The organism is Streptomyces ortus (assembly GCF_026341275.1).
Taxonomy (GTDB): domain Bacteria; phylum Actinomycetota; class Actinomycetes; order Streptomycetales; family Streptomycetaceae; genus Streptomyces; species Streptomyces ortus.
On record NZ_JAIFZO010000002.1, the window covers coordinates 8,454,956 to 8,479,573 of the forward strand.

A 24,618-nucleotide genomic window follows, 5' to 3' on the forward strand; every position below is an offset into this window, starting at 1 on the left:
GTGATGTGTGACGTGAATCGGTCATTTGCCGGGTAAGGTCATGTGGCGCTCGGTGCCGGGTTCCTCAAATGTTTCGCTCTCGACCGCGAAACATGCGGGAAGCGGTGAAGGACCTCGTCACCGTGATCCACAACGGCAAACACCTGGTGTACGCGTCGGACGTGGCAGGGTCGTCCCACGGCTCGACGACGTACTGCCCTCTCGCGAACCGGCCGGACATGGCCTCGGTCCGACAGACCGAAATGAGCCAGGCCGCGGTGGCGCGCACGCCGCTCTACTTCGCGCCGAAGAACGTCTGAGTGCCGGCGTAATGCGCTCCGGCGCAGCCGGGACATGCGCGACGCCGTGCGCGGATCAGCCCCGGTCCGCCTCCAGGCCCGCGTCGCGGGACAGGAGCGCGGCCTGGACCCGGTTCTTACAGTCCAGCTTGGTCAGAATACGGCTGACGTACGTCTTCACCGTCGCCTCGCTCATGTGCAGACGCACCCCCATGTCCGCGTTGGAAAGACCCTCGCCCAGCAGCGCCAGCACCTCCCGCTCCCGCGCCGTCAGCCCGGCCAGACGGCGGCGGGCCTGTTCGCCGCGCGCGGCGGCACCGGGTGAGGCGAGGGAGTCCACGACGTGGCGGGCGGCCGCGGGGGAGAGGTAGGCGTTACCGGTCGCGGCCGCGCGGACTGCGTGGATCAACTCCTGGGGAGCGGAGTCCTTCAGCAGGAAACCGGCGCCGCCGTGGCTCAGTGCCCGCAGGACGTTGTCGCGCTCACCGAAGGTCGTGAGGATCAGCGCGCGCACGTGCGGTGCCGCCCGGCCGAGTTCGGCCAGCGCGGTCAGCCCGTCCAGCACCGGCATCTGGATGTCCAGCAGGGCCACGTCGAGCGCGGTGCTCCGCGCGATGTCCACCGCCTCCCGGCCGTCGCGGGCCTCGGCGACCACCTGGATGTCGTCGGCCGAGGTGAGGATCATCCTGATGCCGGCCCTGATGAGCGGTTCGTCGTCGGCGACGAGGACCCGGATCACGCGGCCTCCTGCGCGGTGTCGGTGTGAGGAAGGGGTGGTGGAGCCCTGTCATCATGCCCGATCCGGCCGGAGGAGGGCCGAGTGGCGCCGGTCAGATCTCGTCCTTGAAGGTTTCCTTCCGCACCAGTTTCCCGTCGCGGAAGCAGAACCGGTAGACGAGGTCGTCCTCGGCGTCGAGGTAGTGGCTGCACGTCGCGCCCTCGGGCAGCGGCGGACCCTGCTTTTCCTGGCCGTCGGTGAGCACTGAACTGCCCCCGGGCAGGCGGGATTTCACGTTCTTCTCGGTGTCTCCGACTTTCACGGACTCGTATGTGTCGGCCGATATCGTGCCGCTCTCGAACTCGTCCCACAGGGCCGTCAGTCCCCACGCCCCGATGGCGATGACCCCCACGATCAGGGCGACGGCGGTGACGGCGCAACCGAGGGCGACGTTCTTCTTGCTGCTCATGATGGCGGTGAGCTCCCCTTGCTGAACGGAACGGTCGATGATCGCCTCATCGTCGTTCCCGGCACTCCCGCGCGGCTGCCCCCGAAAGTCGTCGGCGCCGTCGACGGAGGTCGCGGCCCGCGCGCCGGACGCCGTCTCCCCACCGCTGTAGGGCAGTACACCGGCCAGTCGGAAGCCCCCGTCGGAGGTGGCGCCCGTGTGCACCATGCCGCCCACCAGCCGGGCCCGCTCCCGCAGGCCCGGGAGGCCGTGGCCGCCGCTGACGGCAGCCGGCGTGGGCACCGCCGCCGACACCGGCCCGTTGGCCACCTCCACCACCAGGCTGTCCGGTTCGTAGCGCAGCGCCACGGCGATGGACGCGCCCGGCGCGTGCTTGTGCGCGTTGGTGAGTCCCTCCTGGACCAGGCGGTAGGCGGCGTGCTCGGCGGCGGGCGCGAGGGGGCGTACGCCGCCCGAGCGGTGCAGGGCGACATCGGCGCCGGCGGCCCGCGACGACTCCACGAGACCGTCGACGGCGGCTGCCACCCGGGTCGTCGGGTGCGTGTCCGAGGGGTCCGGGCCCCGGTCGCCCGACACTTCGGCGTCATCGCGCAGGATGCCCACCGCCTCGCGCAGTTCGCGCATGGCCGACCGGGAGGCCTCCCGCAGGATGCCGACCCCCTCCCGCTGCCGGTCGCCCAGCTCCGGATCGACTTCCAGGGCACCGGTGTGTACCGCGATCAGAGCGAGCTGGTGGCCCAGGCTGTCGTGCATGTCCTGGGCGATGCGCTGCCGTTCGAGCAGCCGGGCCTCACGCGCCACCATCGCCTGCTCGCGGACGAGTTGGGCGTTGTGCCGGCGCAGGGCGGCCAGGAGCGCGTGACGCTGGGCCCGGTAGCGGGAGGCGAGGCCAGGAAGCACCGCGAGGGCCACGAAGGCGCTCGTCGACAGCAGTGCCGTCGTCAGCGGTGACAGCGTGACCTCCTCGCCGGCCGCCGTACGGGCGGAAAAGGCGAGGTGCAGGACGAGTCCGGCGGCATACGTGGCCAGGGCCCGCCAAAGACGTACGATGCGGCTGCCCGCCGACCAGCTCGCGCACATCAGCAGGGGCGTCGCCCCGGCCAGGACCCCGGCCAGGGCCGAGGAGAGGACGAGCACCGTCGACGGCAGGGAGCGCCGTACCAGCGACAGGACGGCCGCCGTCAGCGCCCACGCGGCGGAGCGCGCCCCGAAACCGGGGTTCCCGTCGAAGATCCACGCGGCCGTGGCGAGTGTGAGGGCGAGCACGGCCTCTCCGGCGACCCGTCTGCGCGACCACGGAGAGGCCGCGAGGAGCCGGGAACGCAGGGACGGGCCGGCGTCAGGGGTCTGTGCTGTGTCCACCTGGTGACGATAGACATGCGGCCCCCCGCGTCCGCATCCGCCTCTCGTCGCCGCTGCGAAAGACGAAAGTCAACACCCTCCCGGTACCTTCCTGGCAGCCTCCATCGTCTTCGGGCGCTGCGGTGCCGGCCCGGGACAGCACGCCACGGCCCGTATGCGGGCGCGACCTCGTGCGTGGTGTCCCGCGCCGGCCCGTGCCTTACGGGTCCACGCAGACGATGCTGCCGGCGGGGAGGTCGTTGCCCGTCGAGGTGGCCGTGAAGCCCAGCGTGGTGCTGCCGTCGGCAGCCACGGTGCGGTTGTGGTCGGCGTTGCGGACCGTGACCGTGCCGTCCGAGGCCGTGCTCAGCGAGCCGTTCCACACACTGTTGATCTTCGTGCCGGTGCCGGGCTTCCACCGGACCGCCCAGCCGTTGAGCGGCTGCGTCCCGTGGTTCATGACCTGGACGGAACCCTGGAAGCCACCGTTCCAGGAGTTGACCACCTCGTAGACGGCCATGCAGGACCCGGTGTGCGTCGGGTCGGGGGCGGGAGTCGTCGGCTCCGGAGTCGGCGTACCGCTGCCCTCACGGATGCCGGTGACCTCGCCGTTGCCGCCGTCGAAGACGACATCGGAGCAGGAGAAGAAGTTCTCCTGGCTGTCCGAACGGACCCACTGTATGAAGATCACCGCGTTCCCGGAACGCCCCGAGGGCAGCCTGAGGTCCCAGTAGTAGTGGCCGCCGTTGGTTCCGGCCGAGCCCTGCTGGGACGGGTTGGTGACCGTCTGGACCAGATCCAGATCGCCCCAGCCCAGCGAGGAGGTCGGCGACCAGCCGGGCTTGGAGACGTAGACCCTGAAGTCACCCGGGTGCGCGGCCCAGTTGCTGTACTTGACCCGCATGGTGGCCCCGGACGTCAGGTGCGTGCGCGGCCAGTCCGCACGGGGCGCGTTGTAGGCGGAGAAGTCGTACGGCGACCGGTCGCCGGCGCTGCACAGCTTGCCGTCCGGAACGTAACCCGATCCGCGTCCACCGGCGTTGGAGTCCAGCACGGCGAACCAGTTGTACAGCGCGGTGGCGCCGCTCTGGTTGAGGGCGGCGCGGCACGCCGGATTGGTCGGGTCGAGGGCGCCGGTGCCGGTGATGGCGTCCAACTGGCAGAGGTAGGTGCGCGACCCCGGCATCATGGCCACGCCGTGGGCCTCGGCCTTGTCCTGGCCGAGCAGGGTGAGGCCGAGGGCGCCCAGGAGGGTGGCCAGCACTGCCCCGAGTGAGACGAGTTTCGTACGTAGCGACACAGGTAATGACATGAATTCCCCTGTCCTTGAGTGTCCTTGAGTGTCCTGGGTTGCCCTTGACTGTCCTTGGCTTTCCTGACCGAAGAGTGCGAGTGCCCGGACCTGTCCGGACCGGTTTGCCGACGACGGCGGAGGCCGCCGCCGGGCGTCACGCGGTGGCGCAGGCCGTGCCGTTCAGCGTGAATCCGCCCGGTTGCGCGAAGGCGCCGGTGTACGTGCCCTGGAAACCGAACGACTGGCTGCCCCCTGCGGCGATCCGCTTGGTGTGGGCGAGCGGACGCGCGGTCACACCTCCCGAGTCCGGGGCGACGGTGGCGTTCCATGCACTGGTGATCCGCTGTCCCGAGGGCAGGGAGAAGTCCAGCCGCCAGTCCTCGACCGGAGCCGGGCCGTTGTTGCCGACGGTCACGTTCGCGGTGAAGCCGCCGGACCAGACAGTGGGGGTGTAGGACACCGAGCACGCCGCCGGATCAGTGGGGTCGCCCGGTGTGCCGCCGCCCGTGGAGACGGTGGAGGAGAAGGAGTTCACGGCCAGCCCCGCACCGCCCTGCCAGGGTTCGAAGCCCGCCTGGACACTCGTCAGGTACCAGTCGGACCGGGCGAGCCCACGGGCGACCGCCTGGTCGACGAAGTCCATGACGTCGAAGCTCCAGCTGCTCATCGCCGACGGGGCGACGAAGGACAACACGTCGTTGCCGCCGTTGTCGCCGCTCCACACCTCCCAGGTGCGGCCACCCACGGAGGCCGTTCCGACGGGCGAACCGATGGGTTGGATCTGGCCCACCCGGTTGAACCAGATCATGATCTCGGTCTGGTTCACGCCGTCGGTGCGGGGCGTCGGGTCCAGCCAGATGTCGTACGAGGCGTTGTAGGTGGCGTTGCCGACGTAGCCGTACGAGATGCTGCTGGGGGCCGCCGAGATGGTGTCGAGCCTCGCCGGGAGGCTGGTTCCCGGCGAACACCTGGTGTAGTGGCAGCCGTTGAAGAGCGAGGGGTACGACTTCGGGGCTCCGTTGGTCGGTACCGAACCGTCGGCCTGGGTGATCCGGAAACCGGAGTCGTTCACGCTGATGCACTGGGTGGCGCTGGTGCCCCAGCGGTTGTTCTGGACGACGTAGCGGTTCTGGATCGTGGCCGATCCGTACTGCTCGCAGATCGTGGTGTCCGCGTGGGCCTGTGCCGTCACGGCCAACAGCGCCGCGAGTGCGGCGAGAACCGTGATGAGCGTGGTCAACAGGCGGTGCGGGGTGGGGGTCTGACGCGGTGTCGGTCGCATGGGGGCCTCTCGGGGAGAGTGCGAATGACCGGGCCGGGGGAGCGTGATCACGGCGGTCCAGGGGTGGGAGCGCTCCCAAATCACTGATGGCACAGGACTGTAGAAGTCGCGCATGTCCCTGACAACCCTGTGTGCGTGGACTGCTCGGAGAAGGCTCGAAACCACCAGTTCAACAACGGTGATCCAGACGACCGAACGGCCGCTGGGAGCGCTCCCGGAACTTTCCGTCAGGTCGAGGCGCGCTCCACCAGCTCCGTACGGAGGATCACGTGGCGCCATGCGCCGGAGGTGTCCCGCATGACGTCGAACAGCAGCTGGACCATGGTGCGGCCCATCTCCTCCATGGGCTGGCGGACGGTCGTCAGCCTCGGCTCGGTGTGCTGGGCCAGCGGGAAGTCGTCGAAGCCGATCACGGCGACGTCCTGCGGCACCCGGCGCCCCGCCGCACGCAGCGCCTCCAGCGCGCCCGCGGCCATCGTGTCCGACGCGGCGAGCACGGCGTCCACCTCCGGCGCCCGGGTGATGAGTTCGGCGGTCGCGCGGCGCCCGCTCTCCTGCGTGAAGTCACCCTCGACGATCCGGGACGGTACGACCTCGAAGCCCGCGCGCTCAAGCCCCTCGCGATAACCGCGCAACCGGCTCCGGGCAACGTACATGTCGGGTGGCCCGGTGACGGTGCCGATGGCCGTACGGCCTGTGCGCACCAGGTGGGCGACCGCGCTGCGGGCCCCGCCGACGTTGTCCGCGTCGACATAGGTGACGGCTTCGTCGCCGGAGCGGCGTCCCAGCAGGACGGTGGGCAGGCCCGCTTCGGACAGCATGTCGGGCAACGGGTCCTCGGCGTGCACGGACATCAGCAGGACACCGTCGACGCGTCCGCCGCGCGCGTACTCGACGAAGTGCCGGCGCTCGACGTCCGTACGGACCAGGGTGAGCAGCAGTTGCACGCCGGTGTCGGTCAACGCGTCGCCGACGGCGCCGACGACCGCCGAGAAGAAGGGCTCACCGAACTGCCGCCAGTCCGGTTCCGTCATGACCAGCGCGACGGCGTCGGCACGCCGTCCGGCCAGGGAACGGGCGGCCAGATTGGGTACGTACCCCAGCTCCGTGATGGCGCGTTCCACGGCCATGCGGGTCGAACTCCGCACTCCTGCCGCGTTGTTGATGACCCGGGAGACGGTTCCCCGTCCGACTCCGGCGCGCGCTGCGACTTCCTCCAGCGTCGGTGTGCCGGGACGCTGTCTACGCATGTCGACCTCCCCCACGAGATCACCCGATAGTACGGTCACAACCGTGCCGATCGGCGGGTCTCGGCAGAGCGGTTCCGCCATGACGCATCTGCACGGCCCCCGGGGCTCGGCAGCATGATCGTGCGGCACGCCCGCCCTCGGGCGCCCTGGCGTGCCGTTCAGCGCGGGGAGTGCCCGCGAGCCATGTCGCGGAAGGCGATCGGGGTCTGTCCGGTGCCCCGGTGGAAGAACTTGCTGAAGTGTGTCGCGCTGGGGAAGCCGAGACGATCGGCGATGCGGGCGGCGCTCTGGTCGCCGTGGGCCAACAGGCGTTTGGCCTCCAGGATCACGCGGCGGTCGATGAACTCCTTGGCGCCGAGCCCCGCGACGGAGAGGGTGGCGCGGGAGAGCGTGCGGGGCGAATAACCGAGGGCCTGGGCGTAGTCCTCCACGCGGCGCGTGCGGGCGAAGTCCCGTTCGACGGCGTCGCGGAAGCGCAAGTAGGTGGAGTCGGGTTCGGGGGCGGGCGGGCCGGCGGGCGCGGTGAGATGAGTCAGGCGCAGCACGAGGACGGCCAGCAGGTGACGCAGGGCCGCGGTGTGGACGTCCAGGGGCAGGTGTCCGAGTGCGCGGAACTCGCTGCCGAGGTGCTCGGCGGCCAGGCTCAGGGCCTCGGCGTGGTCGGGCAGGGGGAGGAGCAGCACCGGGGCGTGCGGGTCCTGCGTGCGGGCGGCGTCGGCCGTGGCCGCATCGAGGAAGTCCGGGCGGAAGAGGATCAGGGTTCCCTCGGCGCCGGTGAGGTCGCCCCACTGATGGACCTGGCCGGGGCGAACCCAGAGCCAGGATCCCGGTTCGAGGGCGTGGTCGGCAAAGTCCACTGTGTGCCACAGGGTGCCGCCGGTGAGGGTGACCAGGTGGTGGAAGTCCGGCCGCTGCGGTGTCGCGAGCTGGGCCGCGGTGGTCCGGTGGCGCAGCTCGGTCAGGGACAGAACCTCCACCCCCGCAGGCGTTCCGGTGGGCGCGGTGAAGGCGAGCTCGCGGATCCCCACCCTGTCAGCGTGTCGTTTTTTGGCCATCATGTGTCGCCAGCGTATCCAACTTAGGTCGCTTCTTGCTCGTAACTTGGAGGTATCACTTCACGCGGCGCCACGCCGAGTGTCGGAAAAACGTAAGGGACGAAAGGGGAGAGGGCGTGCGATGGCCACCACCGAAAGCGTGCGGCTGACGTAGGCCGTCGACGCGTACCGCCCCGGGTGTCACGGCTTCGGCCTGAAGCCGAGGTCCCGCCGCGGCGTCCACCCGCCCCTCCCTCTTCCGCTCCACCCCTGTTCCGCAAGGAGAATTGTCATGAGCGACGCCCTCAACACCGTCCTGGCCGCGACCGGTGAGCTGTTCGGCAAGAAGGACCCGACCGCGGTCGACCGCTGGGTCGCTGCCGACTACACGCAGCACAGCGCCCTGGCCGCCGACGGCCCCGAGGCCCTGCGTGCTCTGGTGTCCTCCCTCGGCGACGACTTCCGCTACGAGGGCGCCCGGGTCATCGCCGACGGTGGCCTCGTCGCTCTGCACGGCACGTACTACGGGTTCGGCCCGGACCCGCTGGTCGCCTTCGACATCTTCCGCGTCGATGCCGACGGCAAGCTCGCCGAACACTGGGACGCCCTGACCCCGGTGGTCTCCGCGACGGCTTCCGGCCGCTCGCAGACCGACGGCCCCACCGAAGTGGCCGAGCCCGCCAGGACCGAGGCCAACCGCGCCCTGGTCACCGAGTTCGCGCAGAAGGTCCTGGTCGGCGCCGACTACTCGGTGCTCACGGACTACATCTCCACGGTGACGTACGACCAGCACAACCCGGAGGCCGCCGACGGCCTGGACGGATTCGGGGCCGCCGCCGCGCGCTGGGCCGAGCAGGGCAAGAACCTCCGCTACACGAAGGTCCACCGGGTCATCGCCGAGGGCGACTTCGTCCTGACCCAGGCCGAGGGCGAGTTCGGTGTCCCGGTCGCCTACTACGACCTGTTCCGTGTCGCCGACGGAAAGATCGTCGAGCACTGGGACGTCATCGTCCCGATCCCGGCCGAGCTTCCCCACACCAACGGCCTGTTCTGACGCCCCTTCCCGCCCGGTGCGGCCTCGCCCTCTTCCAGGTCGAGGCCGCACCGGCGCACCCCTCACCACCGGCCCCTCCCTCACCACCGGGAAGCCCCGTGCCCACTCCAGCCCTCCAACTCACCGACTACCGCGCAGCGATCGCCCTGGACGATCCGTTCCCGACCGCCCCGAACCTCACCCTGTCCGTGCAACCGGCCCGCCTCGTCCGCACCGCACTGTCCCGGCTGAGCAAGGACCCCGCCACCACGGCTACGGGTTGGGGACTGGGAGCGGGCGACGCGGACCAGCTAGATGACGCGACCGCCCGACGCCTGCTGCGCGCGGTCCTCACCGTTCGCCCACCGGGCCCGCTCCCTGCAGACGTGTCCCAGGTACTGGACGTCCTCCTGAACAGTGAGCGCGAGGCCAGGACCGTGACGGACCCGAACCGCCTTCCTCTCATTACCGAGGAATTCCCCGGCACGGCCACGTCCTACCGGGCCGCGGGACGCACGGTGCTGTGGCAGGGCGACATCACGGCGCTCGGCGCGCACGCGATCGTGAACGCCGCCAACAGCGCCATGCTCGGCTGCTTCGCCCCACACCACCCGTGCATCGACAACGCCATCCACAGCGCGGCGGGCCCCCGCCTGCGCGAGGACTGCCACACGATCACGACCAGGCAGGGCCACCCGGAGGCGACCGGCACTGCCAAGATCACCCGCGGCTACCACCTGCCTGCGCGCTACGTGCTGCACACCGTCGGTCCCATCGTCGACGGCCCCTTGCACCCCACGCACGAACGCCTCCTCGCCGCGTCCTACCGGGCCTGTCTCGACCTCGCCGCCGAGGTGCAGGACATCCGCACGGTGGCGTTCTGCGGTGTCAGTACCGGTGTCTTCGGCTATCCCAAGCAGCCCGCGGCCCGCACCGTCCTGAACACGGTGGCCGACTGGCTCGACGCCCACCCCGGACGCCTGGACCGCGTGATCTTCAACGTGTACGCCTCCGATGACCGCGCCGCCTACCTCAACGCCCTGACCGAAGGGTCCGACGCACGATGAACCACCAGCCCTCCACCCTGCGCACCCAGGCCTCAACCATCCGCGGCTGGCTCGACGGGGCCGACCGCGTGCTCATCACGGCCGGCGCCGGACTGAGCGCCGCCGCGGGCTACGACTACGGCGACACCGACCGCTTCCAAGAGCTCTTCCCCGCCCTGTACCGCCTGGGCCTGCGCTCCCGCTATCTCGTCGGCGTACCCCTGCCGTCCGCCCGGCTCTGGGGATACTGGGCCGTCCACATCGACGACATCCGCTACGGTTCCGCCCCCAACCCGCTCTACCAGCGGTTGCGCACCATCGTGGGGGACAAGGACCACTGGGTGATGACCTCCAATGTGGACGCGCTCTTCGCCCGCAACGGCTTCGCGGCAGACCGTGTCTTCACCCCGCAGGGTGACTACGGCCGCTACCAGTGCGCGACTCCCTGCACCTCCGCCACGTGGGACAGCAAGCCCCTGGTCGACAGGCTCCTGTCGGCGTACGACCGGGACACCGGCATCGTCACCGACCCCGACGCCCTGCCCCGCTGCCCGAACTGCGACGGGCGGGTCGAGATCAACGTCCGCATCGGCCCCGAGTTCATCGACGACCCGTACCTGCCCGCGGGCCGGCGTCTGCAGGAGTGGCTGAACGAGGGCGCCACTGACGCCCGCCTGCTGATCCTGGAGTTCGGCGCCGGGTTCAACACCCCCGGCGTCATCCGCCACCCCGGTGAACACCTCACCCGCCACTTCCCGCGTGCCCGCCTGGTCCGCGTGAACCCCACCCACCCCGACATCCCCTCCGACCTGACGGGACGAGCTCTGTCGGTCCCCGCCGACGCCAACCACCTGCTCGACGCGCTCACGGCGTCACAGGCCCAGGCTCACCGGTAGGAGCGACGGCAGTCGGCGGCTTCGGCGGGACGGGGCGCAGTCCGTCCAGGGTGAGGTCGATAAGGCGTTCGGCCTGATCGCGCCGGCCGGGGTCGGCCGAGGTGAGGGCGATGCCGGTGAGGGCGGCGAACATGTCGGCCGGGCTGATGTCGGAGCGGATCTCACCTGCCGTGGTACCGGCTTCCATGAGGGAGGCAAGGGCGGCCTGGATCATCTGATGGCTCTCGTTGTACGGGTTGGTGCCTGCGGCGACCACAGCCTGCAGGGCGTCGGCCATGCCGAACTTGGCCGTGACGTAGTCCATGAAGTGCCGCGTCCACGCACGCAGGGCCTCGTGCGGTGGCATGGCGGCCAGCAGGCCGGGGACGGCGTCGCACAGTCGGGCCAGTTCGCTGCGGTAGGCCGCCTCGACGAGGGCCTCGCGCGTGGGGAAGTTGCGGTAGAGGGTGCCGCTGCCCACGCCTGCTTCCCTGGCGATGCGTTCGTAGTGGGCGTCCAGCCCCTCTTCGCTGAAGACGCGCACGGCGGCGGCCAGGATCTTCTCCCGGTTGCGCTGGGCGTCGGCCCGTAGCGGACGCTGTGGGTCGCGGGGCATCAAGGACCTCCCGGTATAGCGGTTTGCCAAGTGGAGGCGGCCCCACTTACGGTGTCGTAAGTGGCGACGCCTCCACTTAGATTCTAGGGCACGCGCACCGTCGCGCTCACGCGTGCTCTGACGTCACCTTTCGAAGGGCTCTTCAGCATGTCGGGAATCGCGGGCAAGGTCGTGGCCATCACAGGCGCGGGCGGAGGTATCGGCGAGGCAACCGCGCTCCTGCTCGCCGAGCGGGGCGCCGACGTCGTTCTGGGAGCGCGTCGTGCGCATCGCCTGGAGGCGTTGGCCGCCCGCATCGAGCGGGCCGGCGGCCGGGCGGCCTGGGTCCGCACGGATGTGAAGCGGCGCGCGGATCTCGACGGCCTCGTCCGCGTGGCGCGCGAGCGCTTCGGAAAGATCGACGTCCTGGTCAGCAATGCGGGCGTCGGCCTGATCTCCTCTTTGGACGAACTGCGCGTCGAGGACTGGGAGGAGATGATCGACGTCAATCTCAAGGGCGTGCTGTACGGGATCGCGGCCGCCCTGCCCGTCTTCCGTGAGCAGGGGTTCGGGCACTTCGTCCACACGGCGTCCGTTGCGGGGCTGAGCATCAGCCCCACGATGTCGGTGTACGCCGGCACGAAGAACGCCGTCCGTGCCGTCTCCGAGGGGCTTCGGCAGGAGGCGGGGGACAGGCTGCGGGTGACCGTCGTCTCCCCGGGCTTCGTCCGCACCGACTTCGCGGACCCCATGCTCCCGGCGCTGCGGGAGCAGATCGTCGAGCGGATGGAGGAGATGGGGCTCTCGCCCGACGCGGTGGCACGCGCCATCGCGTTCGCCATCGAGCAGCCCGAGGGCGTCGACGTCGGAGACATCGTCGTCCGCCCCACCGCCCAGGCCTGAACCACCTGATCGCCACGGACGCCGAGCGGCGGCAAGTCGGTCGTGCTCGGACCCGGACGAGGCATGGCACACCCTGACATGTGTCAGGGACGCCATCTCCCTGACACTGCCTACAGTTCGCGCCAGGAAATGCCAACACATCTCTTCGGAGGCGAGCATGGCGGACATCGCTGTACGCAACACATCGGAGCAGGAATTCCCCGAGATCGAGGTCCAGGTCTCGCCGGTGGCCGACAGGGCAAGGGCAACCTTCGCCAAGAACCACAACCGCCCGGCACTCCCGGGCTTCGATCTCGTGTTCGGTGACTCGGTGAAGTAACACCTCGGTTCTGCCCGCACCGGGCCGCACGGCTCCGGTACGGGCAGAACCACTGTCCATGCCTTGTTCGAACGCAAGGGGGAATGAGAGAGGATGTCACGACCTGCCTCGGAGCTCGGCCGGGCGTTGCTGGCCGAATTCGGACCTGACTTCGTCGCGAAGCAACTCAGCAACGAGGTCGTGTTCAAGCGCCTCGCCCCTGAACTGGTTCAGGAGCACTTCTCCTGGCACGACCTCAACGAGATCCTCGCCCGCGGTCGCACGGAACCCGCCGAACTGAAGCTGTCCGCGGAGAGCAGGCTGCTCCCGGAGCACGAGTACATGGTGACGCGCGGAGGGCACCAGGTGGTGGACCTGACCCGTGTCTTCTCGCTCATGCGGGCCGGGGCCAGCGTCATCATCGACTCCCTGGACCGGATCCACCCCGCGGTGCGGGCCGCGACCGACGACCTGATGCGCATGGTCGGCGAGATGGCGTCCTGCAACCTCTTCGTCACCTTCGACGACTCGAAGGCCTTCAACAGTCACTACGACGAGGTGGACACCTTCATCGTCCAAGTACAGGGCACCAAACACTGGCAGGTGCACGGCCCCTCGGAGGCCCACCCGCTGCCGCAGTACGGCGACAACGACCCGGCCCGCTGCCCGCGGCGCGTGGTGTTCGAGAAGGTTCTGGAACCGGGCGACGTGATTCACGTGCCCCGCGGCTGGTGGCACACCGTGCGCGGCGGCGGCGAGTCCAGCCTCCATCTCTCCTTCGTCTTCACCCGCCGCACCGGCTACGACTGGCTGCGCTGGGTGGCGTACCGCGCCCTTCACGACGTCGACGTACGGGAGAGCCTGGCCCGGGCGGGCACCCCCGAGGACCAGCAGGCGCAGGCCGAGCGCGTCCTCACGGCCTTCGTGAAGGAGGCGAGGGGCCTGACGCTGCGGGACTTCTTCGACAGCGAGCGGAGCGGTACGGGCGGCCGGGAAGCCGCCGGACTGCCCTGGGACGTGCTCTCGGCGCGCCCGCCGGCCGAGTCGACGGTCGAGCTGGCGACCGTCCTGTCTCCCCGACTCGACGTCAGGGACGAGCGCGTGGTGCTCACCGCCGCGGGTCAGGAGTTCGCCCTGCCGCAGGCCCATCGCGTGGCGTGCGAGGTGCTCGTCGAGGAACGCCGGCTCGGCGTCGGCGAGTTGGCCGAGCGTTCGGGCACCTCGGTGGCCGCCGCGTCGGCGCTGGTCTCCGCGTTGCTGCGGGCCGGACTGGTCACCGTCACCGATGACGGATCGCGGCGCACCGAAGGCTGGCGGGCCTCGTGACCAGGGCCGCCGTGCGGCCGGGTGCTGGCGCCCTGGGGCTGCCCGCCGCCGATGTGGACGCCCTGCTCTCGGGAGCCCTCACCGCCGACGCGGTCCTGCTGGGGCTGCCCTCCGACGCCGGGGTCACGAGTGTGCCCGGCCAACGTCACGGCCCGGAGATCTTCCGCAAGCTCTCCCCGGGCCACGACTGGACCGTCACCGACGACGGCGCCCTGGGCGGCGTGTTGGACCCGCTGACCGGGGGCCCGGTGCTCGACGGACGCAGGGTGTTCGACCTGGGTGACCTCGGCTCGGTGCCGCTCGACCCCCGAGTGGGTCGGGCCACCTACTACCGGGCGGTGACCGGCCTGGCGCAGCGGCTCGCCGGGACGTCCGCGACTCCGCTGTTCATCGGCGGGGACCACGCGCTGTCCGCCCCGGTCGCCACCGGTCTCGCGGCTGAACACGGGCCCCTGCACATGGTCTGCTTCGACGCCCACTGCGACTACAGCAGCCGCCCGATGCCCGGCCTCGCCGACATCACCCACGGCGACTTCCTCGGACACCTGCTGCAGACCGGAGTGCTCTCCGGGTGCGACCTGTACGGGGTGCGGACCTTCCTTCCGGCCTCGTGGGGGCCGTTTCCGCCGAATCTGCGCTGTTCGTACGCGTACGACTTCCCGGAACCGGCTGACGGGGAGGGCACGGCGACGTATCTCTCGATCGATCTCGACGCGATCGACCCCGCGGAGTTCCCTGCGACCGGGCACCCGGAGGCGGGCGGCTACCGGCTGCGGGAGCTGCTCGCCGCCGTCGAGCACGTCTGCCGTACCCGGCGGGTGGTCGCGGTGGACATCGTGGAGGCCCTCCAGGACGACCGTGAGAACCGTGCCACCAGCGCGACGATCTCGACACTCGTCATGAGCTGTCTGCGGGCACTGCTGGACGACCACCAGGGAGCGACGAGGCGACGATGACCACCATGGATACGACCGGCCCGGCCCGCACCCTGCACGGTTGGCAGATCGACCTGATCGCCGACATGGACCGCCCCGACATCCGCACGCACGGCCCGTCCGCCGTCGGCCGCAACGCCGGGGAGCAGGACGTCACGATCCGCCGGCACCGGGACCGCACCTGGATCTACAAGACGTGGGAGAGCGACCGCCACCCAGGACGCTTCCATCTGTACACGCCCACGACCGGCAAGGTCCACGGCATCGACGCACGGCAGGCGCGGCTGCTGGGAGCGGCCTCCTGGGAGCCGACCGGCCCGGGGGACGCCGAGCGCGCCCCGGTTCCGCCGCCCACCGAGGCGGAGATCACCGAACTCGCCCTGCTGGTGAGGCCGTTCGAGGGTCCGGGCTGGCAGTTCCCGGAAGTGCCGTCCGACGCGCGTGTGGACACCCCACGGGTGCGGGTACTGATGCTCAATCCCACCGAGCAGTGCAACATCCGCTGCACGTACTGCTATTACGGCGGTGCCTACCCGGGGACCCGTCCGCACCAGACGGCATCCCCGCAGGCGGACATGGTGAAGGCCGCGATCGACCTGTTCGTCACCGGCGAGAAGAAGCTGGAGCCCGCGCAGCGGGCCCTGTACTTCTTCGGCGGTGAGCCGCTGCTGGCCTTCGACCAGCTCAAGGAGGCCGTACTCGCCGTGGAGGAGCGGAAGAAGGAGGTCGGCTCACAGCCGAAGAATCTGATCATCCAGGTCAACTCCAACGGAATGCTGCTGACCCCGAAGATCGTCGACTTCCTGGTCGAGCACGACATCTATCTCAACATCTCCATCGACGGACCCAATCACGACCGCTACCGGGTCGACCGGCGCGGCAAGGGCACCCACGAGCGGGTCCGGGAGCGCACCGACTGGCTCGCCGAGAACTGGCCGGAGTACTTCGCCTCCCGGGTCGCCGTCATCTGCGTACTGTCGGCGCCCCTGGACGAAGCGGCCCTCTACCGGTACTTCACCGAGTGGCCCACCGCACTGCGTGCGCTGGCCTGGGACTTCGATCTGCTGCTGCCGGGCGGTGAGCAGTCCTACACGGACTTCCGGCGCATGTTCACCGAACAACGCCGGGTGTGGGACCTGTTCGTCGCGGCCCACCGGCAGAACTACCAGGAGCGGGAGCAGTCGGGCCGCTACCGCTTCTCCTTCAGCCACGGTTTTCTGCACCGCTCTTTTCACCGGGCGCTGAACCAGCCGGAACGCGACGGTTCCCCGCGGCTCGGACATCTGCTGGGCGTCCAACTCGTCCCGGGTAACGACAACCTCGTGCTCGGTTCGGACGGCACGCTCTACTCGTCGTACGAGTTCCAGTCCCCGGACTTCGCCGTCGGCCACACCGACCGGGGTGTCGACCCGCTGGCCGGCGTCGAGCAGCTGGCCATGTTCCGTGCCGCCGCGAAGGCGGGCTCCTGCCGGACCTGCTGGGCCGCGCCGATGTGCACGGTGACCGTCCCGGAGGCGCCCTTCCGGGCCACGGACCCCGCCGAGACGGTACGCGACAAGGTGACGGCCAAGCGGGCGCGCTGCATGTCGGAGCGGGAGAACCTGGAGCAGGGTCTGCGGGCCCGGACCGACATCGAGGAGGCGTTCGGAGCCGAGGTGCTGCGGGGGCATCGTGAGGACTGGGCCCGGCAGGCGGAAGGGGGCAGCCGCGTTGACTACTTCTTCGACGCGTGATGTGTCCCCCGCTGTCGCGTACGACGCGTCCGCTGTCCTCGATCGTCTCTGCGGGCCCACACCGACCGTGCTGCGCGGGGCCGGTCTGGAGTGGCCGGTGTACCGGGAGCTGCGGGAGGCTCGGCTGCGGGAGTCCGCCGACCGTCCGGTGACCGCGGAGGATCCGGAGCGCCGGCCGGTGAACGTACGGTTCGGGGAGGTCCTCGACGAGCTGCGGGCTGAGCGGCCGCGCGGACTGTATCTGCGCAACCAGCGCCTGTCGGAGTTCGACCCGACCCTGTGGAACCTCGTCCCGCGTGCTGTCCGGCGGCTCAACTGGCTGCTGGCGCTGCCCGCCGGCGAACGCCCGGACTGGGCGTGGCTGATGGTCGGCGGGGCCGGGACCAGCTCTCCCATGCACGTCGACACGATGGCGAGCGCCGCGTGGAACCTGCTCGGATCGGGCCGCAAGAAGTGGAGCTTTCACTCGCCGGAACGCTCCGAGGAATGGCGGCTGCTGCCGCCGGGCGTAGGTGTACGAGGGTCCTACGAGGTCCGGAGCATCGAACTGGTCCAGGAGCCCGGGGACATCGTGGTGACACCGAGCGGCTGGGCCCATGAGGTGCACAACGTCAGCGGCACAATCTCCGTCACCGCCAACTTCGTCAACCGTTCCAACCTCGGCTTCGCCCGACGGTACTTCGAGGTGCTCGGTGACACGGCGAACCACGAGGCACTCGGCGCCGTCGGTGCGGCGTTCGACCGGCTCGACGGCGAATGCGCCGGCCGGTGAGCGCGACCGGTCTGCCCGACCCGCGTCCCGAACTCGTCATGCACCTATGGCAGTTGCGGGGCGAGGTGGCGAGCCGTACGGTCCGGGAGGTGATCGGCCTCGGCCGCCGGCGCACCGACACGGCCACCGGCTACGGCAACGAGGTGGCGGCCGTCGACCGTATCGCCGACCAGGTCCCGCAGGAGGAGCCCCGATGAGAATCCGGCTGGAGTCGGTGCACCGCTCCTACCGAGTACGACGTCCTCCGGAGTCGGGGGGCCGCCTCACCCGGCTCGTCCGCAGGGTGAGCAGTGAGGTGGAAGCGCTGCACGGCATCGACCTGGCGATCGACGAGGGTGAGACCGTCGGCTACATCGGGCTCAACGGGGCGGGCAAGTCCACCACCATGAAGCTGGTCGCCGGCATCCTCACGCCGACCTCCGGGCGGGTGACGGTCGACGGCCGCGATCCGCACCGCCACCGCCGACAGCTCTCCGCCGAGCTCGGCTATCTCGCGGCGCAGCGGGCCAGCCTGTGGTGGGACCTGCCGGTGAAGGACTCCTACGAACTGATCCGCCGGGTCTACGACGTCGAGCCGGCCGTGTTCCGGCGACGCAGTGAGGACCTGGTCTCCCGGCTCGACATCGGGCGGTATCTCGACACCCCCGTACGGGAGTTGTCGCTCGGCAACCGCACTCGTGCGGAGTTGGTGGGCGCCCTGCTGCACGCGCCTCGGCTGCTGCTGCTCGACGAGCCGACGATCGGCCTCGACATCTTCGCGCGGGAGAGCATCTGCGAAGTCCTGCGCGAGCTCCGCCACGACACCGCACCCACCGTCGTGATGGCCAGCCACGACCTGCGCGACGTGGAGGCGATCTGCCACCGGATCATCATGATCGACGACGGGCGGCTGGTGTACGACGGGAAGATCGACGAGCTGCGTGCCCTCGGCGGGGGCCGTCGCACCCTGAAGATCCACCACGCGGCGGACCACCGGCTGCCCGAGCTGCCCGAACTCCCCGGCCTCACGCGGATCGAGGACCGAACCCGCACGGTCACCACGTACACCTTCACTCAAGGGGAGGTGCCGGGCGAACTGCTCGCCGCACTGTTCCGCGACCCGCGGGTCGACGATGTGCAGATCGAGGCCCCGAGTCTGGAGGACCTCATCAAGGACCTGTACCTGAGGGGGACCTGATGACGTCCGCACGGCGGGCATGGCAAGCCCATCGGGCGGTCGCCGGCGTCCAGGTCAAACTCGCCTTCCGCTACCGGACCAGAGCCTTCGCCCAGGGCGTGGGCGCCCTGCTGCTGATCGGCCTTCAGGTGGCGCTGTGGGCGGCCGTGTACGCCGGCAGCGACGACTCCACACGAGCGGGCTGGCTGACCCTGCACCAGACGACGGTCTACGCGGCGGCCGGCACCGTCTGGGTGCTGTGTGTCCCCGGTCTCACGCTGGCCCGCCAGCTGGAGACGAAGATCAGGGACGGTCGGATCGTGACCGAACTGCTGATGCCCACGGGATTCCTGTCCCAGTGGTTCTCCACCGCCCTCGGCCGCACGTTCGGTGTCACCACCCTCGTCGGCGTGCCCGCGATACTCGTCGCAGGGACGCTCCTGTACCCCTTCAGCCTTGACCCCGGCTACGTCGGGCGGCTCCTGCTGACGGTCGCCGTCGCCTTCGTCATCCTGTTCGACTTCAGTTACCTGATCGGCCTGTCCGCTTTTTTCCTCCGTCGTGTCGACGGGCTCAACGAGGTCCGCGAGGCCCTGCTGCTCCTGCTCGGCGGTTCGATGATGCCCATCTCCCTCTACCCGGGTCCGCTACGGGACGCGGCGGTCTGGACGCCGTTCGTGCATGGCTTCTACACCCCGCTCGGCACGCTCGTGCGGGACCCGTTCGTGGACGGCCGGGTGATCACCCTGGGCGCGTGCTGGGCGGTCGTGCTGACCGTCGCGAGTGTTGTCTGTACCCGGATCGCCCTACGGAGGCTGGTGATCGCCGGTGGCTGACACCCTGGCCGGACTGCGGAAGTCCGCCGGAATCGCGCTGCTCGCCACCCGGATGAACTTCCGGAGCCATCTGGTGCACCCCGGTGAGGTCCTGCTCGCGAACCTCGGTGCCTTGGTCCAGGCGGTCTCCGGAGCGGCCGTCTTCATGCTGGCCCTGTCCGCGTCGGGCGACATCCATGGCTGGACGCTCGCCGAGTGGGCGGTGCTCACGGGGTTCACCACCGTGGCACGCGCGTTGTGGAACACCGTCTTCTTCGGCACCCTCGACATCCCGGACATGGTGCGCACCGGTGAACTCGACCATTATCTGGTCCGCCCGGCCAGCCCGTTGGCGCTCATCCTGTTCTCCAAGGTCGACACGGACGTGTGGATCGAGATCGTCGTCGGCGGCGCCATGCTGGGCACCGCCCTGCATCTCAGCGGAGCAGACGTCTCCCCGGCGGTACTGGTCTTCGTCCCCCTGGCTTTGATCGGGGCCGCGCTCGTCTTCGCGGCCATGCATCTCGCCGTCACGGCACTGTCGTTCTGGCTGCGCCAGGACGCGATGCTGAGCATGCTCATCTGGCGACTGGACAGCTTCTCGCAGCTACCGATGAGCTTCTACCCCAAGTGGCTGCTGACCGTTTTCTCCACGGTCGTGCCGTTCGCCTTCGTCGGCTACTACCCCTGCCTCTACATCCTCGGCAAGACCGACTCACCGTTCGTCTGGGCCCTGCCCCTGGCGGGACCGCTGCTGTTCCTGCCGGCGGTACTCCTGTGGCGGCGCGGGGTCGACCGCTATTCCAGCACCGGTTCTTGAGGAGCGTTCCAGTGGATTACCTCGCCGCGTTCGAGCGTGACGGCTACCTCGTGGTGGACATCTTCAGCCCTGACGAGGTCGCGGAGCTGAAGAAGCTGCTCTCCGGCCTCATCGACCCGCCGGTCTCCGGGCATCCCCGGCTGTACGTCCACGCCGCCTCCGAGAAACCCCTGCCACGACTCGACCCCTTCAACCCGTACGCCGTGTGGAAGATCGTCAACACCCCGCTCGCCGGCGACACCTGGTTCGCGCTGATCCAGGACCCGCGGGTCCTCGACGTCGTCGGGGAACTCATCGGCCCGGACATCAACTTCCACATGGGGTTCGCCCGGCTGCGCCCCACAGGGCTGAGGGCCGAGGAGGGCTGGCACCGCGACCTGGAGACCGACCGTCACACCCTGCCCGAACTCGTCACCGCGCTGATCTACCTCGACGACATGGACGCCGAGTCCGGCGCCACACTTGTCTGTCCGGGCAGTCACCGCCATGACCGGCCGACACCCGAGGCGGGCGAGGCCCTGCCGGTCCTGGCCCGCCCCGGGTCGGTGCTCTTCCTGCACTGCCTCACCTTGCACCGGGCCAGCGCGAACACGAACGACCGCCATCGCTCCATCCTCATCAACGAGTACAAGAGCGCCCGTACCGTGGAAGTGACACCCAACGACGCCGCCTTCGCCGACCTTCCGCTGCGCCGCGGGGGCCGGAACCTGAGCGCACTGTGACCCACGGACTACCCCGGCGACCGGCGACCGGCGGTCCGGGCACGGTACCGCGCCATACACGTGTCCGTCGGGCTTCCGCGCTGGTCTGCGGCCCGTCACCGATCGGTCCCGTCATCTGTCGCCGTCCCACGCCTCGGTAAGCCGGCTGGGCTCGATTACCTCTCTGTGGAGCTCACGAAAATCTATGCTGGCCGGAGTAGACATTGAGGGCTCGTCTGGCTATGGTTTCTCTTGTAGCCGAGATCAGCAGGGCCCGGCAGACACGAACTGCCGGGCAGTAGTAGTACGAGTAGTTGCAGTGCGCAGGACGGTGCGGTGGCGGAGTTTCGAAGCCAGGGCTTTTGCAGGACGGCGACGGGACTGGCGGCCGGACCGGGTGGCCCGCAGTGATCAGGGGCCGCCGTGAGCGGGACCGCAGTACACGCAGATGCAGTACCCGTTGTATGCAGTGATTCAAGAGGGAAGAACGGAGGAGTTCCGCGCCATCAGGATCGCCCGGGCGCACGTGCTGAGCCCGGGTACCGCAGGACATCGATAGTGAGGTGGTCTCCGGTCGAGCAACCGCGATCCCCGCACATGCCCCCATCCCCCGTGGGCCGGTGCGGAAACAGAAGGTCGGCGCAGTACCAGGGCCGGCAGATGGTGTAGCAGTTCCTCCGGGGCCCTGGCGCGCAGAGCGCCAGGGCCCCTCCAGGTGTTCACAGAGAGGTGCAATGACCGCAGACGACTCGTTCAGTCGGCTCGATGACGACGACTACCCCGCCTACACGATGGGCCGGGCCGCCGAGATGCTCGGCACCACCCAGGGCTTCCTGCGCGCCATCGGGGACGCCCGCCTGATCACGCCGCTGCGCTCCGCGGGCGGTCACCGCCGCTACTCCCGCTACCAACTGCGTATCGCCGCCCGTGCCCGCGAACTCGTCGACCAGGGCACCCCCATCGAGGCCGCCTGCCGCATCGTCGTCCTCGAAGACCAGCTCGAAGAAGCCCAGCGCCTCAACACCGAATACCGCCGCGCCGCCGAACCGGCGAACCCGACGGCCGCGGCCTGAGACGTCACTACCGGCCGGGTCGGGTTCGGCTCAAGGGATGCCGCTGGTCGTGCGGTTCCTGAACGGGAGCGGCCTGCTTGACGAAGCACTGTGGAGATCGGCCTGCTCAGATGCAGATCACGATCTTCCCTCGGGTGCGTCCGCGCTCGGCGCGCGCGTGGGCGCCGGCGATCCGCTCCAGGGGGTAGGCCTGATCGATACGGGGTGTGTAGCGGCCTAGCCTGCCCAGTTCCGCCGCCGCGGACAGGAGAGTGGAGTCGTTCTCCGCATTGGCCACATGCGTGCCCAGGCGCTGCCCGCCCGCGTGGTCGGCGACCGTCGCGACGCGCTTCGGGTCGCCCGCGATCGCGACGAGGTCGTCCAGGGAGCCGGAGGCCGCGGTGTCGAGCACGATGTCGACGCCATGCGGAGCGAGGGTGGCGAGGCGCTGTGCGAGACCGGGACCGTAAGTGGTGGGAACGGCGCCGAGAGAGGTGAGGAACTCGTGGTTGCGTTCGCTGGCTGTCCCGATCACGGTGCCGACACCTCGCGCCACCGCGATCTCGACCGCCGCGCTGCCCACGCCTCCGGCGGCGCCCTCGACGAGGAGGGTGCGCCCCGTGAGGGGGCCGAGCGCGTCGAGCCCACGCATCGCGGTCACCGACGCGAGACCGGCTCCCGCGGCCTGCTCGTCGTTCCACGTGGCGGGGGTGTGCGCCCAGGCCGAAAGGACGAACAGCTCCGCGGTCGCGCCGGTGACACCGCCCAGCCCGAAGACCCGGTCGCCGATACTCACCCCCTGTACCCCGTCGCCGATCTCGTCGACCACACCGGCGCCGTCGCGTCCGGGAATGTCGGGCAGATCAAGGGGGAAGATCTGGTGCAGCGCGCCTGAGCGCAGCTTCCAGTCGATGGGATTGACGCTGGCCGCCGCGACGCGGACACGAATCTCACCGGGTCCGGGGTGGGGGTCGGGGGCCTGTTCGATCACCAGGTTTTCCGCTCCGCCGTATTCGTGGAACCGGGCTGCACGCATAAGGGTCTGCCTCACTTTCACGCGCCGGAATGACGTGTTCATCCGACGCTCGTCACTCTAAAACCTGACGTTGACGTGAGGTGCAAGCCGAAACTGCCGACCGGTCGATCTCGACGCCGGCAACGGTCTGAGAGGCCCCAGGACTGCGGACGGAGGCGGTATTGCTAGCCTGAACCTGACGTCGACGTGAGGTACGAGCGGGAATGGAGGGACCTGCGTCATGCGCATCGGACAGCTCGCCAGGAAGTCAGGGGTCAGCGTGCGGGCCCTGCGCTACTACGAGGAACAGCGGCTCCTGGAATCGGTGCGGACGCCCGGCGGGCAGCGTGACTATCCCGACGAAGCCCTGGAGCGCGTCCAACTCATCCAGGACCTCTTCGCGGCCGGCCTCTCCAGCCGTACTGTCGTGGAACTCCTGCCGTGTGTGAGCACGGGCGTGGCGACGCCCGCCATGCTCACCCAGCTCATCATCGAACGCGACCGCATCGCCGCACGCATCCAGGACCTGACCCGGGCCAAGACCAAACTCGCCCACGTGATCGAGAATGTGAGCGCGGCGAACGTGGCGTAGGACTGATCAACCCGTCGCAAGGGGTGGGGCCCCGACCTGTTGTCCGGCATCCACCGGGTGCCATCGCGTGGGCCCTAACCTCCGGGAGCGCGTCACCTGGACCCGCGTCGGGCCTTCGCCTCGGCGGGCAACGCCGGTCGACACGCGCTCGCCGGCCCGGCTGACGCCGCGCCCAACACCCCCGGATCAGACCGCGAAGGTCCGGGGCAGCTGAGGGCGGGTGCGTGGTGCCGGCCAGGCATCGCGGTCAGAGCGACGCCACCACCTGGGCCGCGTGGGCCAGTCCGGCGCCGACACCGACGCCCACCAGCAGTGTCGGTTCGTCGCTGGAAAGCGTGCCCCTGGACAGCAGTTCGTACAGGGTCGGCGGGATGGAGGGCGGAGGACCGGCATTGCTTTCCCGGGATACCCTCAACAACCTTTGTGTGACCCACTTCGTGCTCCGGCGTGGGTGGGGGACCTTGAGATTTTCCGTACGTCCGTCTGTGGCGCGGCGGGTGGCCGGCACCGCGTTCGCCGTGGTGCTGTCCGGTACAGGCGCCGGGGCCTGCGGGGTGGATGCCGGAAGTAGTTCCGCCCCGCCCAGCACCGCCACGGTGCAGCCGTCGGCTCTGACGCCCGCGGAGGCTGTGGCGAAGGCTGCGGAGAAGACCGTCGGTATCACGTCCCTCCGCTACCGAATCGCCGGATCCGTGCCCGATCGCGGCCGGCTGACAGCTGAGGCGTCCAAGGTGACGAAGCCGTCGGCCATGAGCATGCAACTGACCACGGCGGACCAGCGTGCGGAGGGACCGCTGGAGGTGCGGTTCGTCGGCAAGGCGCTGTACCTCGGCGGCAGCGCACTCGGCGGTAACGCACTCGACGACAGTGCACTCGACGACAGTGCGCTCGGCGGCGAGAAGGGAGGCCTTGACGGGTCGGCTCTCGCGCGGTTGCGCGGCAGGAGCTGGCTCCGCGCCGAGCCGGCGGCCTGGGGCCGCGGGGCGCTGGACAGCAACACCTGTCGCGTGCTGCCCCGCCAGATCGAGGGCAGTCCGGTCGTGCAGTCCACGTTCCTGACCGGTTCCAGGCATCCGAAGAGGATCGGGACCGAGACCGTCGACGGCACCTGAACTGTGCACTACAGTCGCTCAAGCCGGTCATCGGCGACCCCATCGACCTGACCTTCACCTTCCTCGAAATCAACGAGCCGGTCACTGTCAGGACCCCGCCCGCCGGGGACACCGCCGACCTGGCTGCGCTGGTGGATACGCAGGCTGGCTGAGCGGTTCTCCCGGCGGGCAAC

Annotated in this window: 27 protein-coding genes; 18 read left to right on the top strand and 9 right to left on the bottom strand. The window is 69.8% G+C overall.

The window, feature by feature from the left end; all coding sequences use genetic code 11:
* Window positions 1–92: 92 nt before the first annotated feature.
* The gene (locus K3769_RS40070; protein WP_267031124.1) at window positions 93–299 is read left to right on the top strand and encodes a non-reducing end alpha-L-arabinofuranosidase family hydrolase; all 207 of its coding nucleotides are present in this window, start codon (window positions 93–95) and stop codon (window positions 297–299) included.
* Window positions 300–354: 55 nt separating this feature from the next.
* Here K3769_RS40070 and K3769_RS40075 read toward each other — a convergent pair whose 3' ends face one another.
* The 6 genes from K3769_RS40075 to K3769_RS40100 form a co-directional block, all read right to left on the bottom strand.
* Window positions 355–1,017, bottom strand: coding sequence for a response regulator (locus K3769_RS40075; RefSeq protein WP_267031125.1), 663 nt, complete (start codon window positions 1,015–1,017; stop codon window positions 355–357).
* A 91-nt stretch (window positions 1,018–1,108) separates the two neighbouring features.
* A complete protein-coding gene (locus tag K3769_RS40080) occupies window positions 1,109–2,827 on the bottom strand; it encodes a sensor histidine kinase (protein WP_267031126.1) in 1,719 nt (572 codons plus the stop codon).
* Window positions 2,828–3,026: 199 nt separating this feature from the next.
* Window positions 3,027–4,118, bottom strand: a complete 1,092-nt coding sequence (locus K3769_RS40085; protein ID WP_282566336.1) for a lytic polysaccharide monooxygenase — start codon at window positions 4,116–4,118, stop codon at window positions 3,027–3,029.
* A gap of 136 nt (window positions 4,119–4,254) precedes the next feature.
* Window positions 4,255–5,382 carry a GH12 family glycosyl hydrolase domain-containing protein gene (locus tag K3769_RS40090; protein WP_267031127.1) on the bottom strand — a complete coding sequence of 376 codons (1,128 nt, stop codon included), beginning with the start codon at window positions 5,380–5,382 and terminating at the stop codon, window positions 4,255–4,257.
* Window positions 5,383–5,609: 227 nt separating this feature from the next.
* Window positions 5,610–6,632, bottom strand: a complete 1,023-nt coding sequence (locus K3769_RS40095) for a LacI family DNA-binding transcriptional regulator (protein ID WP_267031128.1) — start codon at window positions 6,630–6,632, stop codon at window positions 5,610–5,612.
* Between the two features lie 158 nt (window positions 6,633–6,790).
* The gene (locus K3769_RS40100; protein WP_372515132.1) at window positions 6,791–7,690 is read right to left on the bottom strand and encodes a helix-turn-helix transcriptional regulator; all 900 of its coding nucleotides are present in this window, start codon (window positions 7,688–7,690) and stop codon (window positions 6,791–6,793) included.
* A 268-nt stretch (window positions 7,691–7,958) separates the two neighbouring features.
* Here K3769_RS40100 and K3769_RS40105 point away from each other — a divergent pair, with 268 nt between their 5' ends.
* From K3769_RS40105 to K3769_RS40115, 3 genes are all read left to right on the top strand, one after another.
* The gene (locus tag K3769_RS40105; protein ID WP_267031129.1) at window positions 7,959–8,720 is read left to right on the top strand and encodes a nuclear transport factor 2 family protein; all 762 of its coding nucleotides are present in this window, start codon (window positions 7,959–7,961) and stop codon (window positions 8,718–8,720) included.
* Between the two features lie 98 nt (window positions 8,721–8,818).
* Window positions 8,819–9,766 (top strand): protein-ADP-ribose hydrolase, encoded by a 948-nt coding sequence (locus K3769_RS40110; protein ID WP_267031130.1) that lies wholly within the window; start codon window positions 8,819–8,821, stop codon window positions 9,764–9,766.
* Window positions 9,763–10,641 (top strand): SIR2 family NAD-dependent protein deacylase, encoded by an 879-nt coding sequence (locus K3769_RS40115; protein WP_267031131.1) that lies wholly within the window; start codon window positions 9,763–9,765, stop codon window positions 10,639–10,641. The genes K3769_RS40110 and K3769_RS40115 overlap by 4 nt, the downstream gene beginning before the upstream one ends.
* Here K3769_RS40115 and K3769_RS40120 read toward each other — a convergent pair.
* Window positions 10,610–11,236 carry a TetR/AcrR family transcriptional regulator gene (locus K3769_RS40120; RefSeq protein ID WP_267031132.1) on the bottom strand — a complete coding sequence of 209 codons (627 nt, stop codon included), beginning with the start codon at window positions 11,234–11,236 and terminating at the stop codon, window positions 10,610–10,612. The two genes, K3769_RS40115 and K3769_RS40120, sit on opposite strands and share 32 nt — an antisense overlap.
* A gap of 147 nt (window positions 11,237–11,383) precedes the next feature.
* Here K3769_RS40120 and K3769_RS40125 point away from each other — a divergent pair, with 147 nt between their 5' ends.
* The 12 genes from K3769_RS40125 to K3769_RS40180 all read left to right on the top strand — a co-directional run bounded on the left by K3769_RS40125 (window position 11,384) and on the right by K3769_RS40180 (window position 21,747).
* Window positions 11,384–12,118 carry an SDR family oxidoreductase gene (locus K3769_RS40125; protein ID WP_267031133.1) on the top strand — a complete coding sequence of 245 codons (735 nt, stop codon included), beginning with the start codon at window positions 11,384–11,386 and terminating at the stop codon, window positions 12,116–12,118.
* Window positions 12,119–12,275: 157 nt separating this feature from the next.
* Window positions 12,276–12,437 (top strand): hypothetical protein, encoded by a 162-nt coding sequence (locus tag K3769_RS40130; protein WP_267031134.1) that lies wholly within the window; start codon window positions 12,276–12,278, stop codon window positions 12,435–12,437.
* Between the two features lie 93 nt (window positions 12,438–12,530).
* Window positions 12,531–13,742: a JmjC domain-containing protein gene (locus K3769_RS40135; protein WP_267031135.1), complete on the top strand. Its 1,212-nt coding sequence runs from the start codon at window positions 12,531–12,533 to the stop codon at window positions 13,740–13,742.
* Window positions 13,739–14,698, top strand: a complete 960-nt coding sequence (locus tag K3769_RS40140; protein WP_267031136.1) for an arginase family protein — start codon at window positions 13,739–13,741, stop codon at window positions 14,696–14,698. Before K3769_RS40135 ends, K3769_RS40140 begins: the two co-directional genes overlap by 4 nt.
* The gene (locus K3769_RS40145) at window positions 14,695–16,410 is read left to right on the top strand and encodes a radical SAM protein (RefSeq protein ID WP_267031137.1); all 1,716 of its coding nucleotides are present in this window, start codon (window positions 14,695–14,697) and stop codon (window positions 16,408–16,410) included. Before K3769_RS40140 ends, K3769_RS40145 begins: the two co-directional genes overlap by 4 nt.
* Window position 16,411: 1 nt before the next feature.
* Window positions 16,412–17,182, top strand: coding sequence for a transcription factor jumonji (locus K3769_RS40150; RefSeq protein WP_267031138.1), 771 nt, complete (start codon window positions 16,412–16,414; stop codon window positions 17,180–17,182).
* Window positions 17,179–17,379 carry an aldo-keto reductase family protein gene (locus K3769_RS40155; protein ID WP_267031139.1) on the top strand — a complete coding sequence of 67 codons (201 nt, stop codon included), beginning with the start codon at window positions 17,179–17,181 and terminating at the stop codon, window positions 17,377–17,379. The genes K3769_RS40150 and K3769_RS40155 overlap by 4 nt, the downstream gene beginning before the upstream one ends.
* Window positions 17,376–18,359 carry an ATP-binding cassette domain-containing protein gene (locus K3769_RS40160; protein ID WP_267031140.1) on the top strand — a complete coding sequence of 328 codons (984 nt, stop codon included), beginning with the start codon at window positions 17,376–17,378 and terminating at the stop codon, window positions 18,357–18,359. Before K3769_RS40155 ends, K3769_RS40160 begins: the two co-directional genes overlap by 4 nt.
* Window positions 18,359–19,174 (top strand): ABC transporter permease, encoded by an 816-nt coding sequence (locus K3769_RS40165; protein WP_267031141.1) that lies wholly within the window; start codon window positions 18,359–18,361, stop codon window positions 19,172–19,174. The genes K3769_RS40160 and K3769_RS40165 overlap by 1 nt, the downstream gene beginning before the upstream one ends.
* A complete protein-coding gene (locus tag K3769_RS40170; RefSeq protein ID WP_267031142.1) occupies window positions 19,167–19,973 on the top strand; it encodes an ABC transporter permease in 807 nt (268 codons plus the stop codon). The genes K3769_RS40165 and K3769_RS40170 overlap by 8 nt, the downstream gene beginning before the upstream one ends.
* A gap of 11 nt (window positions 19,974–19,984) precedes the next feature.
* Complete coding sequence (locus K3769_RS40175; RefSeq protein WP_267031143.1) at window positions 19,985–20,695, top strand: phytanoyl-CoA dioxygenase family protein; 711 nt, start codon at window positions 19,985–19,987, stop codon at window positions 20,693–20,695.
* 713 nt (window positions 20,696–21,408) lie between these two features.
* Window positions 21,409–21,747: a MerR family transcriptional regulator gene (locus tag K3769_RS40180; protein WP_267031144.1), complete on the top strand. Its 339-nt coding sequence runs from the start codon at window positions 21,409–21,411 to the stop codon at window positions 21,745–21,747.
* 106 nt (window positions 21,748–21,853) lie between these two features.
* On the opposite strand, the gene K3769_RS40185 is transcribed toward K3769_RS40180, so the two are convergent.
* Entirely contained in the window at window positions 21,854–22,762 is a 909-nt protein-coding gene (locus K3769_RS40185) for an NADP-dependent oxidoreductase (RefSeq protein ID WP_267031145.1), read from the bottom strand.
* Window positions 22,763–22,982: 220 nt separating this feature from the next.
* Between K3769_RS40185 and K3769_RS40190 the strand changes: the two genes are divergently transcribed.
* On the top strand, window positions 22,983–23,333 hold the full coding sequence (locus K3769_RS40190; protein WP_267031146.1) for a MerR family transcriptional regulator: 351 nt from the start codon (window positions 22,983–22,985) through the stop codon (window positions 23,331–23,333).
* Between the two features lie 247 nt (window positions 23,334–23,580).
* Here K3769_RS40190 and K3769_RS40195 read toward each other — a convergent pair whose 3' ends face one another.
* Complete coding sequence (locus K3769_RS40195; RefSeq protein ID WP_267031147.1) at window positions 23,581–23,748, bottom strand: hypothetical protein; 168 nt, start codon at window positions 23,746–23,748, stop codon at window positions 23,581–23,583.
* A gap of 82 nt (window positions 23,749–23,830) precedes the next feature.
* Here K3769_RS40195 and K3769_RS40200 point away from each other — a divergent pair, with 82 nt between their 5' ends.
* A complete protein-coding gene (locus K3769_RS40200) occupies window positions 23,831–24,445 on the top strand; it encodes an SCO4651 family lipoprotein (RefSeq protein WP_267031148.1) in 615 nt (204 codons plus the stop codon).
* Window positions 24,446–24,618: the final 173 nt, after the last annotated feature.

Coding starts and splice junctions, on each gene's coding strand:
- K3769_RS40085 (WP_282566336.1), bottom strand. CDS start 4,118: ATGTCATTACCTGTGTCGCTACGTACGAAACTCGTCTCACTCGGGGCA.
- K3769_RS40125 (WP_267031133.1), top strand. CDS start 11,384: ATGTCGGGAATCGCGGGCAAGGTCGTGGCCATCACAGGCGCGGGCGGA.
- K3769_RS40100 (WP_372515132.1), bottom strand. CDS start 7,690: ATGATGGCCAAAAAACGACACGCTGACAGGGTGGGGATCCGCGAGCTC.
- K3769_RS40160 (WP_267031140.1), top strand. CDS start 17,376: ATGAGAATCCGGCTGGAGTCGGTGCACCGCTCCTACCGAGTACGACGT.
- K3769_RS40130 (WP_267031134.1), top strand. CDS start 12,276: ATGGCGGACATCGCTGTACGCAACACATCGGAGCAGGAATTCCCCGAG.
- K3769_RS40185 (WP_267031145.1), bottom strand. CDS start 22,762: ATGCGTGCAGCCCGGTTCCACGAATACGGCGGAGCGGAAAACCTGGTG.
- K3769_RS40120 (WP_267031132.1), bottom strand. CDS start 11,236: ATGCCCCGCGACCCACAGCGTCCGCTACGGGCCGACGCCCAGCGCAAC.
- K3769_RS40190 (WP_267031146.1), top strand. CDS start 22,983: ATGCGCATCGGACAGCTCGCCAGGAAGTCAGGGGTCAGCGTGCGGGCC.
- K3769_RS40115 (WP_267031131.1), top strand. CDS start 9,763: ATGAACCACCAGCCCTCCACCCTGCGCACCCAGGCCTCAACCATCCGC.
- K3769_RS40180 (WP_267031144.1), top strand. CDS start 21,409: ATGACCGCAGACGACTCGTTCAGTCGGCTCGATGACGACGACTACCCC.
- K3769_RS40105 (WP_267031129.1), top strand. CDS start 7,959: ATGAGCGACGCCCTCAACACCGTCCTGGCCGCGACCGGTGAGCTGTTC.
- K3769_RS40090 (WP_267031127.1), bottom strand. CDS start 5,382: ATGCGACCGACACCGCGTCAGACCCCCACCCCGCACCGCCTGTTGACC.
- K3769_RS40165 (WP_267031141.1), top strand. CDS start 18,359: ATGACGTCCGCACGGCGGGCATGGCAAGCCCATCGGGCGGTCGCCGGC.
- K3769_RS40070 (WP_267031124.1), top strand. CDS start 93: ATGCGGGAAGCGGTGAAGGACCTCGTCACCGTGATCCACAACGGCAAA.
- K3769_RS40145 (WP_267031137.1), top strand. CDS start 14,695: ATGACCACCATGGATACGACCGGCCCGGCCCGCACCCTGCACGGTTGG.
- K3769_RS40095 (WP_267031128.1), bottom strand. CDS start 6,632: ATGCGTAGACAGCGTCCCGGCACACCGACGCTGGAGGAAGTCGCAGCG.
- K3769_RS40135 (WP_267031135.1), top strand. CDS start 12,531: ATGTCACGACCTGCCTCGGAGCTCGGCCGGGCGTTGCTGGCCGAATTC.